Here is a 13269-nt window from a genome sequence, read left to right as displayed (position 1 = left end):
CAGGCTGGTGATTGGGTGGTTGATTACCTGAGTGCTGGCTGGTGGCAGCTACGAGCTGGGCTACATCGAGTTACCTTGGAGAGCCTGCTGCCCGGAGCTGACTCTGGGCCGCTGATCGTCTTGCTCCCCGGGGTATATGAACCATGGCGCTTCATGTTGCCGCTGGCCCGGGCTCTGCAAAGCAGGGGCTACCGGGTGGTCCCGGTGCCGGGCTTAGGACACAATCGCAGGCCCGTCGCGGAGGCCGCTCAAGTGGTGGAGTCGGTGCTCGACGAGCTAGCTGAATGTGCAGCTGCCGAGGGCGGAAGGGCGCGGGTCGTGTTCTTGGCGCATAGCAAGGGCGGGCTGATCGGCAAGCAGCTGCTGGTTCAGCAGGTGCGGACGCCGCAGCGGCGTCCGCACCTCCGGCTGCTGGGCATGGTTGCAATTGCGACGCCGTTCGCCGGCTCGCGCTATGCCAGCCGATTCCTGGGCCGCACGCTGAACGAATTCGGGCTGAAGCACCAGACCATCCTTGAACTGCAGGCCCATGCCGAGGTGAATTCCAGGATCGTCTCCGTGCTGCCGCGTTTTGATCCGCATATTCCCGGTGACCGCAGCCTGGCCGGTGCCCGTGAAATACTGCTTAAGGCCTCTGGACACTTCAAGGTGCTGGCTGAACAAGAAACGCTAGAGGCCATTGTCGAAGGCATCGAGGGGCTGACCGCTTAGCTCACTAGGCGGGATGAAAAACAGGTTCAGGCGCCGGCGGCGTCCACGGCGCGAGGGAGAGCAGAGCTGTGCGGAGCATCTATCTGGTGACTCACCCCGAAGCAACTCACCACGTCGAGGGTTTGGTGGGCGGTTGGTACGATTCCGCGCTGACCGCCAAGGGTGAGCGCGACGCCGTCCTGATCGCCGAAGAACTGCGTCGCCGGATTCCGCTGGAGGCCGAGGTGGAGTTGTACGCCTCCGATCTGCAGCGCACGCTGCTCACCGCCCAAATCATTGCGGACCGTTTTCGGCTCAAACCGATTCTCGACCCAGGACTGCGTGAGAAATCCTACGGAGTCGCCGGAGGCAAGCCTCAGGCTTGGCTGAACGAACGGTTCATCCCGCCACCGGTGCAGGGGGAGCGGATGAACCATGAGGAAGGCATCGCCGGTGCGGAGACCATGGCAGAGCTGGCGGTCCGGGTCTATCAGGCTCTCCAGGCGATCCTTGAGAGTGAGTGTGAAACCCAGATCGTGGTCACCCATGGTGGCGCGATCAGCTTCGTGTTGACGGCTTGGATCGGCATGCCCCTGGAGTCACTGGGTTACGCCAACTTCAAGGTGGCACCCGGCAGCATTACTCTGCTCCGGGAAGACGATTACTTTCACAACCACCAGATCGTCAGCCTGGGAGAAACCGGCCATTTGCCGAAATGAATGAGCGGGCCCAGGATGACTGATCTACTCAGGATGCCTGACTTAACCGGCTTAACCGGCTTGGACTCCGGCGGCGTCCCTCAGTACGTGATCGGCTAACTGCCCGGCGTCGATCGGCGTCGGATCGAACCATTTGGCGTCAGCCCCCAATAGCCCGGACGCACGGTAATAGTAGAGTCCCGGGACGACGGTGACGCCTTCCTGGTGAACGACGTGCCCGTTGCCATCCAGCACCTCGCTGCTCAGCCAGCTGTAGTCCGCCCGGAGCCCGGTGGCCCAGATCACGCTACGTACCCCAGAGGCGTCCAGATCCAGTACTTCCGGTTCCACGAGCTCGGCGCTGGCAGCTTCGCGACTCTCATCCGGCAGTTCCAGGCCCTGAGCTGTAATGAGGGTATCCACCATGTCTTTGAATCCGTTGTTGAAGGCCTCCGCCTTCCGCAGTGACCGGTTCAGAGTCGGGGCAAAGTGAATCGTGTTAGCCGTCACCCGATCCAGCCGACCATAGAGTCGCATTCCTTGCTCGGCGAACTTGTAGAGATTGATATCGCGGCCGCCGTCCCGACCGGTGACATAGGGCGACGTCGCAAGCTCTTGACGGCCCAGCGGGCCACCGCTGAGCATGCCGGCGCGGCCCAGCAGATCGAGCCAATCCATCACATCGCGGCCCCGATAAAAGCGTGAGGTCCTCACCGCGTCGCCCACCGCGAGGTGGACCTCCCGGCCTTCGAGCATCAGATCCTCAGCGATCTGAGCTCCGGATTGTGCGGAGCCCACCACCAGCACCGCACCCTCCGCCAGTTGGGCGGCATTCCGGTAGTCGAGCGAGTGCAATCGCTGGATCGTGTGGGGTAAGAGCTCCGCCGAGGCCGGGAACCGCGGTAATTGGAAAGTTCCACCGGTGGCTACGATCACCGCCCGGGCTCGCACGGTACCCTGGCTAGTCTGCAGGCTCAGTCCCACCTCGGTGCGCGAGACTGACTGCACCTCGACGCTTTCGTGAATCTCGGCGTCAACCAGCTGCACATAGGCCTGCAGCCAGGAGTAGACCTCCTCTCGATTCATAAAGCCGTGGGGCAGCTCACCCTGGTAGCTGTAGCCGGGCAGGCGGCACATCCAATTCGGCGTCACCAGGGTGAAATTGTCCCAGCGCAGATCTTTCCAGGCGTGCATCGCACTGTCCCGCTCGAAGATCACTGCCCGCTCGCCGCGCTGTTTCAACTCCCAAGCCAGCGAAAGACCTGAGTGTCCAGCGCCGATGATCACCGTGCCGTAGTCCCTGTTCTCTTCGAGCATGTCGGTCTCCCTCCGATGGTGTTTCTTTGGTAAACCTAATCTAAGAGATCACCTATTGAGAATGATTCTCTTGTGATCAAGAACACAGTGCGCTCACTTCGCCAGTGGCTTCGGCGCTTAGCGCCCTTGATCCCGAGGGGGTCATGCTCGACGCCATGCTGCTCAGCTCGCGTCGGCGTACTCTGGAGGAGTGACGGTGAAGAAGAATACGCGCAGCTTGGAGTCCGGCATCGAGACCGACTTCCGGGACAAAATGAGCTATGGTCGCTATCTGGCGCTCGATGAGCTGCTCAGCGCGCAGCACCCGGTGAGTGTTCCGGAGCACCACGATGAGATGCTCTTCATCATTCAGCACCAGACCTCCGAGTTGTGGCTGAAACTCGTGCTGCACGAGTTGCGCACGGTACGGCTCTCCTTACAGGATGACGATCTGCGGATGGCGATGAAGTGCATCGCCCGGATCAAGCACATTCAGCGCTCGCTGACCGAGCAGTGGAGTGTGCTGGCTACCCTGACGCCCACTGAATATGCCCAGTTCCGGGATGACTTGGGTGCTTCCTCGGGGTTCCAGTCCTACCAGTACCGGGCCGTTGAGTTCCTGTTGGGCAATAAGAACGCTGGGATGATCAAGGTTTTCGAGTCCGATCCGGTCGCCGCGGAATTACTCAGCCGCCTGCTCAACGAGACCAGCATCTACGACGAGTTCATCCGCTTGCTGGCTCGCTGCGGGTTCCCGGTGCCCGCAGGGTTGTTGAGTCGCGACGTCACTCAGGCCCATGTCTTCTCCCCCGAACTGGTGGATATTTACCGGACCATCTATGAGAACACCGAGACCAATTGGGATCTCTACGAAGCCTGCGAAGAATTGGTTGATCTGGAGGACAATTTCCAGCTCTGGCGTTTCCGTCATCTGAAGACGGTGCTGCGCACCATCGGGATGAAAACCGGCACCGGAGGCTCTTCTGGAGTGGGGTTCTTGCAGCGCGCCCTGGAGCTGACCTTCTTCCCAGAGCTGTTCGCGGTCCGGACCGAAATCGGTCAAACCCACCCCGAGCCGAAATAGGCTAATTTATAACTGTGCTGATCTCAGACCGCGATATCCGAACCCAGATTGCTGCCGGGCGTATTGTCCTGGACCCCTTCGAGCCCTCCATGGTGCAGCCTTCGAGCGTTGATGTGCGGATCGACAAGCTGTTTCGGCTCTTCGACAACCACAAATACGCGCATATCGATCCTGCTGAGGAGCAGCCCGAGCTGACCCGGCTGGTCGAGGTGGCCGATGATGAGCCTTTTATCCTGCATCCCGGTGAGTTCGTGCTCGGCTCGACTTACGAGACGGTCACCCTGCCGGACGACGTCGCCGCTCGGCTGGAGGGCAAGTCCTCGCTGGGTCGGCTGGGGCTGCTGACGCATTCCACGGCTGGCTTCATCGACCCAGGTTTCTCCGGTCACGTGACCCTTGAACTGTCGAATATGGCGACCCTGCCGATCAAGCTCTGGCCAGGTTCTAAGATCGGGCAACTGTGCTTCTTCCAGCTCTCTTCACCCGCTGAGCACCCCTATGGCTCCGGTGAGTACGGCAACCGGTACCAGGGGCAGCGTGGCCCGACCGCCTCACGCAGCTACCTGAACTTCCACCGCACTTCCCTCTAACTCCGAGTGTGCAGATAACCATCTTTTGACCCGGTTTTAAGATGTAGATCTGCACACTCGATGAAGTTTTTCGGCTGCCAGGACGTTTTGCTTGTGGAAAACTCCGGGTTGGGTTGCCGGAGCTTCCACCATGGAGGGATGAGAACTCCTCGCGCACTTCCTTCGCATTTAGACGGTCGATCCTTCGCGCTGGCCGAAGCCACTGAGCTGAGCCGAGGTCGTTTGCAGGGAAGAGATCTGTTCATCGCGAGCCGAGGTATTCGCGTGCCGTGGGGTGCGGCTCAAGAGTTTCATCGGATCGTGGCACCTCTGCTCAGATTGAGCCCTGGTTCGGTGGCCTGCTGGGGCACTGCTGCACGGCTCTGGGGACTGCCGTTGCCCGCATGGGCACAGGGCGAACAGCGGGTGCACCTGGCACGGGTCAATTCTTCGGTGGTTCCGCGTCGTTTCGGAGTGGTCGGGCATCGATTGCAGCTCAGCTGTGACGAGATCTCTGACTGTTCCGGCATCCCGCTTACCAGCCCGAGCCGAACCTGGCTGGATCTGGCGGCGCTGCTGGATATCGATGAACTGGTTGCGGTTGGCGATGCTTTGGTCTGCTGCCACAGTCGTCCCTTCGGCCCCGCTAAACCGGCCTTACTCAACCTCGATGAGCTGGCCGCCATCGTCCGCAAACACTCCGGAGCACGTGGGATCCGCAAGGCACGAGTCGCCCTGGGGCTGATCCGGGTCGGGGCGGATTCGGCTCCAGAGACGTATTTGCGTCTCGCCGCGCTACGGGTCGGCCTGCCGGAGCCTGAGTTGAACGTCGCGATCCGGGACGATCGAGGGAACGAAGTCGCCTGGCCGGACCTGGCTTTTCGGGCATTCCAGGTAGCCGTGCAGTACGACGGCGGTCATCACCTCAGCGTCGAACAGCAGGCCTTCGACGCGCGTCGCGACAACGAAACCGCTAAGGCCGGGTGGATTTCGATCCGGGTCAGCCGTGCAATGGTGCGGGAGCTGGGATACGAGGGCGTGATGCGCCAGTTGTGGCCGCTTTTGAAGGCTCGCGGTTGGCAACCTCCGTATCGAGTGTGCAGATCTACATCTTAAAACCGGGTCAAAAGATGGTTATCTGCACACTCGGCGGGAGGCGAAAGGGGCTCAGCCTTGGGCGGGGCGCTTGACCGGGAGCAGCAGGAGCAGCCCGGCTAACAGCACGATGCCAATACCGATGATGCCGAAACGCTGGCTGCCGAACCAGCCGATGAAGCTGGCGAAGAGGATCGGGGCGATGAAGGACGCCGCCCGGCCTGTGGTGGCGTAAAGCCCATAGAGCTCACCCTCTCCTCCACCGGGTGCGAGGCGTCCGACGAAGGTCCGAGCCGAAGACTGCGCTGGGCCAACGAAGAGGCAAAGCAGCAACCCGAAGATCCAGAAGATGGTCTTGCCCGAACTGAAGAACAACACCACCGCCGAGACCAGCAAACCGATCAGTGAAATGACGATCACCGTCTTGGGGCCGAGCTTATCGTCGAAGTAACCCGCCGAGAACGCTCCAATCGCCGCCACCACGTTTCCGGCGATCGCGAAGATCAGCACATCGCCCTTGGCGAAGCCGAAGGTTCCGACGGCGATCACCGCGCCGAAGGTGAAAATCGCTGCCAGGCCATCCCGGAAGATGGCACTGGAAATCAGGAAGTACAGGGTATGCCGCTGTTCCCGCCAGAGCCGACCGATAGTGCGGAACAACTCGCGGTAAGAGGCCAGGAAACCGAGCTTCGCTGCCGTCGGATCGGCGTGATTCTCCGGAATCGCGAAGAGCACCGGGAGGGAGAACACTGCGATCCAGGCCGCCGAGAAGAGCGCGACGAAACGGTACTTGAAGTTCTCATCCGAGATGCCGAAAAAGCCGACCTCGGGTGAGAGCAGGCCGTAGTAGAGGATGAGCAAGGCGACGATCCCGCCCAGGTAACCGAAGGCCCAGCCGATTCCGCTGATCCGGCCAATGGTCTTGGGCGAGGAGATCTGCAGCAGCATGGCGTTGTAGTTCACCGAAGCCAATTCGGAGAAAACGTGTCCCAGCGCGAGCAGCGAGCAGCCCAGCAGCAGATACGAGGGGTTGGGCAGCACGAAAAAGCAGCTGCCGGTGAGCAGCACCACGATGAGGGTGTTGACGCCGAGCCAGAGCCGGCGTCGTCCGCTGTGGTCGCTGCGCTGCCCGGCCACCGGGGCGAGCAATGCGATCAGCACCCCGGCAATTCCCAGGCACCAGCCCAGCACCTGGGAGGTGTAGTCAGCACCACCGAAGATGTCTGTGGTCAGGTAGAAAGCGGTGAAGATGAAGGTGGTCATCACGGCGTTAAAAGCCGCCGAGCCCCAGTCCCAGGAAGCCCAGGCGAGGACTTGTCCCCAGTGGCTCTGCCGTCGCTTCGGAGCTGCTTGGGCCATGGTGACGTCGCTCATACCGTGAATGCTACAGGCGACTGAGGTCAACTCGGAGAAGTTCCACGAATAACTCGTAGAGAACTCGAAGGTCATTCGGTGAGGCAACCCATTGCTAGAATAGATAATCCGACCGACCGCATCCAACAGGTGGAGCCGATCGTGCTAGTGATTCTTGCCATTCACTTTGTGATGGCATTTATCGCGCCTTTTTTCTTCCGGCGTTTCGGCCGCAATAGCTTCTATCTGCTAGCCGCCGTGCCCGCCGGTTCCTTCATCTGGCTGCTCAGCCAGCACGATGCCGTCTACTCCGGAGATCTTCCCACCGAAACCGTGCCATGGATCCCGGATTTCGGCATGGAACTGGCCTTCAGGATGGACGCGCTCAGCTGGGTCGTCTCGCTTCTGGTACTCGGCGTCGGGGCGCTGGTATTGGCTTATTGCGCCCGTTATTTCAAGGCGAACGACGGCGCTTTCCAAGCTCATGGGGCCGGTTTCGGTGCCCAGCTGCTGGGCTTCGCCGGGGTGATGTTCGGCTTGGTGGTCTCCGACGATCTGATCCTGCTCTTCATCTTTTGGGAACTCACCACGATCCTCTCCTATCTGCTGATCGGTTATTCGCGGACTCGCATCGCGGCTCGCCGGGCCGCTCTGCAGGCATTGATGGTGACCACCTTCGGCGGCCTGACCATGCTGCTCGGCTTGGTGATGATCGGCCAGAGTGCTGGAAGCTACCGGATCTCGCAGCTCCTGGAGCATCCGCCGACCGGCACCGTGGTCGACGTCGCCATCTTGCTGGTCCTGATCGGTGCGGTGAGTAAATCCGCACTCGTGCCCTTCCACTTCTGGTTGCCCGGCGCGATGGCTGCGCCGACGCCGGTGAGCGCCTATCTGCACGCCGCGGCAATGGTCAAGGCCGGCATCTATCTGATCGCGCTGCTCGCTCCGGCGTTCTCCGAGACGCCATTCTGGCAGCCGACGATCCTGACTCTCGGCCTGGCCACCATGCTGGTCGGTGGCTGGCGAGCGCTCAGGCAATACGATCTCAAGCTGATCCTGGCCTACGGCACGGTGAGCCAGCTCGGCCTGCTCACCCTGGTGGTCGGGCTGGGCACCCCGGAAGCCGCGACGGCAGGCCTCGCACTGCTGCTGGCGCATGGCCTCTTCAAGGCGACCTTGTTCCTGGTGGTCGGGATCATCGACCACCAGAGCGGCACCCGGGATATCCGCAAGCTCTCCGGAGTTTTCCAGTCAGCGCCGGCGCTCGGAGTAGTGGCAGCGCTCGGCGCGGCCTCCATGGCGGGCATTCCCTTGCTCGCCGGCTTCGTGACCAAGGAATCGGTGTTCGAGGCGCTCTTGGACTACGGGAATCCATGGCTGCTGGCGGCTGTAGTGATCGGCTCTGCCCTCACTTTCGCCTACAGCGCGCGTTTCCTCTGGGGAGGCTTCGCTCGAAAGGCCAAGGGCATGTCCACGGTCTTTAAGAAGGTACCGGCGGAATTCCTGGCGGCCCCCGCGATCCTGGCCCTGCTCAGTGTGCTGTACGGCCTCTGGCCGGGGCCGATCGAACATTGGATCGAGCCCTATGTGGAGCAATTCCACGGTGAGGAAACCCCGCATCTCGCGGCGTTCTCCGGATTCAATGCGGCGCTCGGAATGAGTGCCATCGCGATTGGGCTCGGTGTGCTGCTCTTCCTGGCCCGAGACCGAGTGGGGCGCGTTCAGGATCGGCTGTACCCGCTGATCGACGCCGAGAAGGGTTACCGGAACATCATCGGAGCGCTCGATGACACCGCGGTCTGGATCACCGGTCGCACCCAGCGCGGTTCGCTGTTCTTCTACCTCGCGGTCATTCTGTCCACCGCCGTAGTGGTCAATATCGTCGCCATCGTGCTCTCCGGACGTCCGCTGCCCGAGCTCTATCTGATCGATCCCGGTTCGCCCGCTCAGGCCGTCGCAGCGGTGCTCATCGTGATCGGCGCCCTAGCCGCTGCTCGCGCCAATAAGCGTTTCCTCGCGGTTCTCATGGTCTCGGTCACCGGCTACGGGATTGCGCTCATCTTCGCTTTCCAGGGGGCGCCAGACCTGGCGCTCACTCAGATGCTGGTGGAGTCCATCATCCTGGTGGCCTTCGTGCTCGCGATGCGCTCCCTGCCACCGGAACTGCGCAATCGCACGACTGGCTCGCACCGTTTGCTGCGCATGCTGATCGGCATCGCCTTCGGAGCCACCATGGTCGTGGTGGCGCTCGTCGCACTGGGGTCAAGGGTTGATCTTCCGGTCTCGCTGAACTTCCCAGAACTCGCCTACGGCCAAGGTGGGGGGCTGAATATCGTCAATGTCACCCTGGTCGACATCCGGGCGTGGGACACCTTCGGTGAAATCTCGGTACTGGCGATCGCTGCCACCGGGGTAGCCAGCTTGATCTTCGTGCACAATCGGGGGCGCGCGCTGCCTCGGGCCGCCGGGATTGAAAGCGGCAGCGTGGGACGTCGTCCGGAGCATCCGGAGGACGGCGTTCGTGACGCCGCTGCCCTCACTTTGGCCCGGCGTTTCGCCACCGCGAGCCGTGATGTCTGGTTGGTGGCTGGGCGCACTCTGGCCCCGGAGCGGCGCTCCATCATCTTCGAAGTGGTGACTCGGCTGATCTTCCACTCCATGGTGATCTTCTCGGTGTACTTGCTGCTCGCTGGGCACAACTTCCCCGGTGGCGGTTTCGCCGGTGGGCTGATGGCGGGGCTGGCGCTCACCATTCGATATTTGGCCGGGGGCCGGGTGGAATTGGCCGAAGCAACCCCGATCAGTGCCGGTGCGCTGCTCGGCTCGGGCCTCGGCGTGGCCGCTCTCTCCGGCGGCTTGCCGCTGTTCTTCGGCGGTCAGATCTTTCAGAGCTTCATCGTGGATATCACCCTCCCGGTGCTGGGTCACATCAAATTTGTCAGCTCGACACTCTTCGATATCGGGGTCTATCTGGTGGTGGTCGGCCTAGTGCTCGATGTTTTGCGCAGCCTGGGTGCCGAGATCGATGAACGCGAAGAACTCGGCACTCTAGAAGAGCAGGAGGTGAGGGCTGAGTGAGCGTCAATCTGACCCTGCTGCTCGTGATGGGAGTGCTCTACGCCGTCGGCATCTACCTGTTGCTGGAGCGCAGTCTGACCCGGGTGCTGATGGGTCTTATGCTGCTCGCCAACGGCACCAACCTGCTGCTGCTCACCACCGGCGGTTACGCCGCTCTCGCACCGCTCTTCGATAAAGATATTCAGCCCGGGGAATATAACGATCCGCTGCCGCAAGCGCTGATCCTGACCTCGATCGTGATCTCCTTCGCGGTGACCGCTTTCATGCTCGGCATCATCTACCGGACCTGGATCCTGGCCCGCCAGGACGAAGTCCAGGACGACCTCGAAGACCGCAGGGTGGCCAACCAGCCCAGCTTCGATGCCGAAGAGGACGTGGAGATCCCGTTGGAGACCACGGAATTCGATGAGACGACAAAAGGAAGGGGTAAGCAGTGAACTTCACCGACCTGACCCCGCTCGCCGTCGTCTTGCCGATCTTCGGCGCGGCCCTGACCTTCATGCTGATCAGGCACCCCAAGGCTCAGCAGACGGTCAGCATCGCATTGCTCAGCATCACCTTGCTGCTGGAAATCAGCCTGCTCGCCCAGGTCTGGGACGGCGGCACCGTCGCGGTGAAACTCGGCGCCTGGATGCCGCCCTTCGGTGTCGTGCTGGTAGTGGATCAATTCTCCTCGCTGATGCTCGTGGTCTCCTCAGCGGTGGGGCTCGCAGTGCTGATCTATGCTACTGGGCAGGGTGCTGCCGATGGCGACTCCGAAGGCCCGGTCTCGATCTTCCACCCGACCTATCTGATCTTGATGGCGGGTGTTTCCAATGCCTTCCTTTCCGGCGATCTCTTCAACCTCTACGTCGGCTTCGAGATCCTGCTCACTGCTTCGTATGTCTTAATGACGCTGGGCGGCACCGGACCGCGGGTGCGCGCGGGAGTGACTTATGTGGTGGTCAGCGTGGTCTCCTCCTTGCTGTTCCTGATCGCCATCGCGATGATCTACGGCGCCACCGGGACCATCAACATGGCTGATCTCGCGGTCAAACTGGCGCATCTGGACCCCGGTACGCAGACCTTGCTGCACCTCATGCTGTTGATCGCCTTTGGCATCAAGGCAGCCGTCTTCCCGCTGTCTTTCTGGCTGCCTGACTCCTATCCGACGGCACCTGCTCCGGTGACCGCGGTGTTCGCCGGCTTGCTGACCAAAGTGGGCGTTTACGCCATGGTGCGCACTGAGACGCTACTGTTCCCCAGCGAGGATCTGAATAATCTGCTCATGGTGGTGGCGCTGCTGACCATGGTGGTCGGCATCCTGGGCGCCATAGCGCAGACCGATATCAAACGTCTGCTCTCCTTCACCCTGGTCAGTCATATCGGTTATATGGTTTTCGGGCTCGCGCTCTCCTCGAAAATCGGTCTGGGTGCCGCGGTCTACTACGTGATCCACCACATCACGGTGCAGACCAGTCTTTTCCTGGTCACCGGTTTGGTTGAACGACGTGGTGGCACCACCTCGATCGAGCGTCTGGGCGGGCTGGCGAAGCTCTCCCCGCTGCTGGCGTTCCTGTTCTTCATCCCGGCGATGAACCTGGCGGGAATCCCGCCCTTCTCCGGCTTCCTGGGCAAGGTCGGGCTGCTCCAGGCCGGCGTCGATCTGGGCACTCCACTGGCCTGGGTGCTGGTGGCGGGTGGGGTAGCGGTTAGCCTGCTCACCCTGCTGGCCATTGCGAGGGTCTGGAACAGAGCCTTCTGGCGCCGTCCTGAAGACGCCGAGTTCCCCGATCCGGTGCTGCTCGCGGGCTCCTCCAACGGAACCAAGACCGTGCTGCCCCGGATGATGGTGGGGCCGACCATCGGCCTGGTGGGAATGGGCCTGCTGCTCACCGTCTTCGCCGGCCCGCTCGTGCAATTGGCGGATGCTTCCGCTCAGGAGATGTTGCAGCGCACCAGCTACGTGCACGCCGTGCTGGGCGACGAAGGCGTGGCCGCGCTTGAGCAGAACGCCGACACGGGGGTGAAGCCATGAGCCGCAAACCGATCTCCTTTAAACAGGAATTGCCGCTGCTGATCTGGCTCGTGCTGGTCTGGGCCGCGCTCTGGCGTGATTTCAGCCCGGGTAACTTGATCTTCGGTGCTCTGCTCGCCCTGCTGATCACCAGGCTTTTCTACCTGCCCCCGGTGGAACTGAGCGGCCGGTTCAACCCCTTCTACTTTCTCGGCTATGCGGCGGTTTTCCTCTGGCAAGTCGTCAAGGCAAGTGCCCAGGTGGCGTATTTCGCCCTGACCCGGGGGCCCCGGATCACCAATGCCGTGGTCGCGGTGCCGCTGCGCAGCCACTCCGATCTGATGGTCACCGCAACCAGCCATGTGATCTCGCTAATCCCGGGATCCTTGGTGGTTGAGGTGGACCGGTCGACGTCGACTTTGTATCTGCACGTGCTCAATGTGAGCACCCCCGAGGAAGTGCAGAAAGTACGTCAAGAGGTGCGGGCTGCGGAAGCCTGGCTGATCCGGGTGATGGGGAGCAAAGCGGAGCTTGCCGCGCTGCGCGCCGAGTCGGCAACTCAGCTAAAGAGCAAGGGCGAGGTGGTCTCATGATGATCTTCGGTGTACCGCTCATGACGGCGGTGTTCTGGATTGTCGGAGTAGTGCTCAGCTTGGCTGCACTGGGTGCCATCTATCGTATTGCGGTGGGGCCCTCACTGCTCGACCGGGTGCTCGCGGCGGATGTTCTGCTGGCGATTTTTTCTGCTGCACTGGCCACCGATATGGCGCTCAATAAGCATCTGAACAACTTGCCGTTACTGGTGGCGCTCACCGTGATCGGCTTCATCGGCTCGGTGACGGTGGCACGCTATGTCTCGGATCGGAGAAAGAGTTGAGCGGGAACGACGTCTTAGATCTGGTGTCTGCGGTCTGCATTGTGATCGGCGTGCTGCTCTCACTCGCCGCCGCCATTGGTCTGATCCGCTTTCCCGATCTGATGAGCCGGATGCACGCCGCGACCAAGCCCCAGGTGCTCGGCCTGTTCCTGCTGCTGCTGGCGATGGCCCTGCAATTGCGGCGCTGGGAAGTGCTGCCGGTTCTGCTAATCGCTTGGATCTTTCAGTTGCTCACCGTGCCCGTCTCAGCTCATATGGTGGGCCGGGCTGGTTATCGCACCAAGCACCTGCACCGCGAAACCCTGAGCCAGGACGACCTCGATGAAGTGGTGGAGGCCGCGGCTCGAAAAGAGTCCAAGGGCTGAAGTCTTTGTCGCAAGCTTTGTTGCTAGGGCTTAGCGGATGCTTAGGATAATATCGTGCCAGGTAGCTGAGGCTCGTGGGGGAGATCAGACGCAGAGACGGACGAGGGCAGATGACACCACGAAATCAGCGGGCTGGCAGCACTTCTAGTGCGCGGAGAACGCCTTTCA

The 13269-nt window shown here is 61.7% G+C and carries 13 protein-coding genes; 11 read left to right on the top strand and 2 right to left on the bottom strand.

Annotated elements, in window-relative coordinates; genetic code table 11:
• Positions 1-15: 15 nt before the first annotated feature.
• On the top strand, positions 16-711 hold the full coding sequence (locus tag ABDK06_RS06780; RefSeq protein ID WP_394940209.1) for an esterase/lipase family protein: 696 nt from the start codon (positions 16-18) through the stop codon (positions 709-711).
• Between the two features lie 68 nt (positions 712-779).
• Positions 780-1409 carry a histidine phosphatase family protein gene (locus tag ABDK06_RS06775; RefSeq protein WP_394940208.1) on the top strand — a complete coding sequence of 210 codons (630 nt, stop codon included), beginning with the start codon at positions 780-782 and terminating at the stop codon, positions 1407-1409.
• 51 nt (positions 1410-1460) lie between these two features.
• Here the strand turns inward: ABDK06_RS06775 and ABDK06_RS06770 are convergent, their stop codons facing one another.
• The gene (locus tag ABDK06_RS06770; RefSeq protein ID WP_394940207.1) at positions 1461-2705 is read right to left on the bottom strand and encodes an NAD(P)-binding domain-containing protein; all 1245 of its coding nucleotides are present in this window, start codon (positions 2703-2705) and stop codon (positions 1461-1463) included.
• A gap of 190 nt (positions 2706-2895) precedes the next feature.
• On the opposite strand from ABDK06_RS06770, the gene kynA reads away from it, so the two are divergent.
• The 3 genes from kynA to ABDK06_RS06755 all read left to right on the top strand — a co-directional run bounded on the left by kynA (position 2896) and on the right by ABDK06_RS06755 (position 5453).
• Positions 2896-3768, top strand: coding sequence for a tryptophan 2,3-dioxygenase (kynA, locus tag ABDK06_RS06765; RefSeq protein ID WP_394940206.1), 873 nt, complete (start codon positions 2896-2898; stop codon positions 3766-3768).
• Between the two features lie 14 nt (positions 3769-3782).
• Positions 3783-4358, top strand: a complete 576-nt coding sequence (gene dcd, locus ABDK06_RS06760) for a dCTP deaminase (RefSeq protein ID WP_394940205.1) — start codon at positions 3783-3785, stop codon at positions 4356-4358.
• Between the two features lie 138 nt (positions 4359-4496).
• Positions 4497-5453, top strand: a complete 957-nt coding sequence (locus ABDK06_RS06755; RefSeq protein WP_394940204.1) for a hypothetical protein — start codon at positions 4497-4499, stop codon at positions 5451-5453.
• 51 nt (positions 5454-5504) lie between these two features.
• On the opposite strand, the gene ABDK06_RS06750 is transcribed toward ABDK06_RS06755, so the two are convergent.
• Entirely contained in the window at positions 5505-6806 is a 1302-nt protein-coding gene (locus ABDK06_RS06750) for an MFS transporter (protein WP_394940203.1), read from the bottom strand.
• Between the two features lie 141 nt (positions 6807-6947).
• On the opposite strand from ABDK06_RS06750, the gene ABDK06_RS06745 reads away from it, so the two are divergent.
• The 6 genes from ABDK06_RS06745 to mnhG are packed head-to-tail and all read left to right on the top strand — an operon-like array spanning position 6948 to position 13101.
• Positions 6948-9863, top strand: coding sequence for a Na+/H+ antiporter subunit A (locus ABDK06_RS06745; RefSeq protein WP_394940202.1), 2916 nt, complete (start codon positions 6948-6950; stop codon positions 9861-9863).
• Entirely contained in the window at positions 9860-10300 is a 441-nt protein-coding gene (locus tag ABDK06_RS06740) for a Na(+)/H(+) antiporter subunit C (RefSeq protein WP_394940201.1), read from the top strand. Before ABDK06_RS06745 ends, ABDK06_RS06740 begins: the two co-directional genes overlap by 4 nt.
• Positions 10297-11880 carry a Na+/H+ antiporter subunit D gene (locus tag ABDK06_RS06735; protein ID WP_394940200.1) on the top strand — a complete coding sequence of 528 codons (1584 nt, stop codon included), beginning with the start codon at positions 10297-10299 and terminating at the stop codon, positions 11878-11880. The genes ABDK06_RS06740 and ABDK06_RS06735 overlap by 4 nt, the downstream gene beginning before the upstream one ends.
• Positions 11877-12452 (top strand): Na+/H+ antiporter subunit E, encoded by a 576-nt coding sequence (locus ABDK06_RS06730; RefSeq protein ID WP_394940199.1) that lies wholly within the window; start codon positions 11877-11879, stop codon positions 12450-12452. Before ABDK06_RS06735 ends, ABDK06_RS06730 begins: the two co-directional genes overlap by 4 nt.
• Positions 12449-12736, top strand: a complete 288-nt coding sequence (locus ABDK06_RS06725; protein ID WP_394940198.1) for a monovalent cation/H+ antiporter complex subunit F — start codon at positions 12449-12451, stop codon at positions 12734-12736. Before ABDK06_RS06730 ends, ABDK06_RS06725 begins: the two co-directional genes overlap by 4 nt.
• Positions 12733-13101, top strand: a complete 369-nt coding sequence (gene mnhG / locus ABDK06_RS06720; protein ID WP_394940197.1) for a monovalent cation/H(+) antiporter subunit G — start codon at positions 12733-12735, stop codon at positions 13099-13101. The genes ABDK06_RS06725 and mnhG overlap by 4 nt, the downstream gene beginning before the upstream one ends.
• Positions 13102-13269 lie beyond the last annotated feature (168 nt).

It is taken from the genome of Psychromicrobium ferritrahens (assembly GCF_043789415.1).
In the GTDB taxonomy this organism is placed as follows: domain Bacteria; phylum Actinomycetota; class Actinomycetes; order Actinomycetales; family Micrococcaceae; genus Renibacterium.
Note: the sequence above shows the minus strand (reverse complement) of the source record. Positions and strands in the feature narration are given on the sequence as shown.

Bases quoted from the DNA above. Each gene is read 5' to 3' on its own strand.
- ABDK06_RS06750 (WP_394940203.1), bottom strand. From the start codon at position 6,806: ATGAGCGACGTCACCATGGCCCAAGCAGCTCCGAAGCGACGGCAGAGC.
- ABDK06_RS06730 (WP_394940199.1), top strand. From the start codon at position 11,877: ATGAGCCGCAAACCGATCTCCTTTAAACAGGAATTGCCGCTGCTGATC.
- ABDK06_RS06755 (WP_394940204.1), top strand. From the start codon at position 4,497: ATGAGAACTCCTCGCGCACTTCCTTCGCATTTAGACGGTCGATCCTTC.
- ABDK06_RS06725 (WP_394940198.1), top strand. From the start codon at position 12,449: ATGATGATCTTCGGTGTACCGCTCATGACGGCGGTGTTCTGGATTGTC.
- ABDK06_RS06770 (WP_394940207.1), bottom strand. From the start codon at position 2,705: ATGCTCGAAGAGAACAGGGACTACGGCACGGTGATCATCGGCGCTGGA.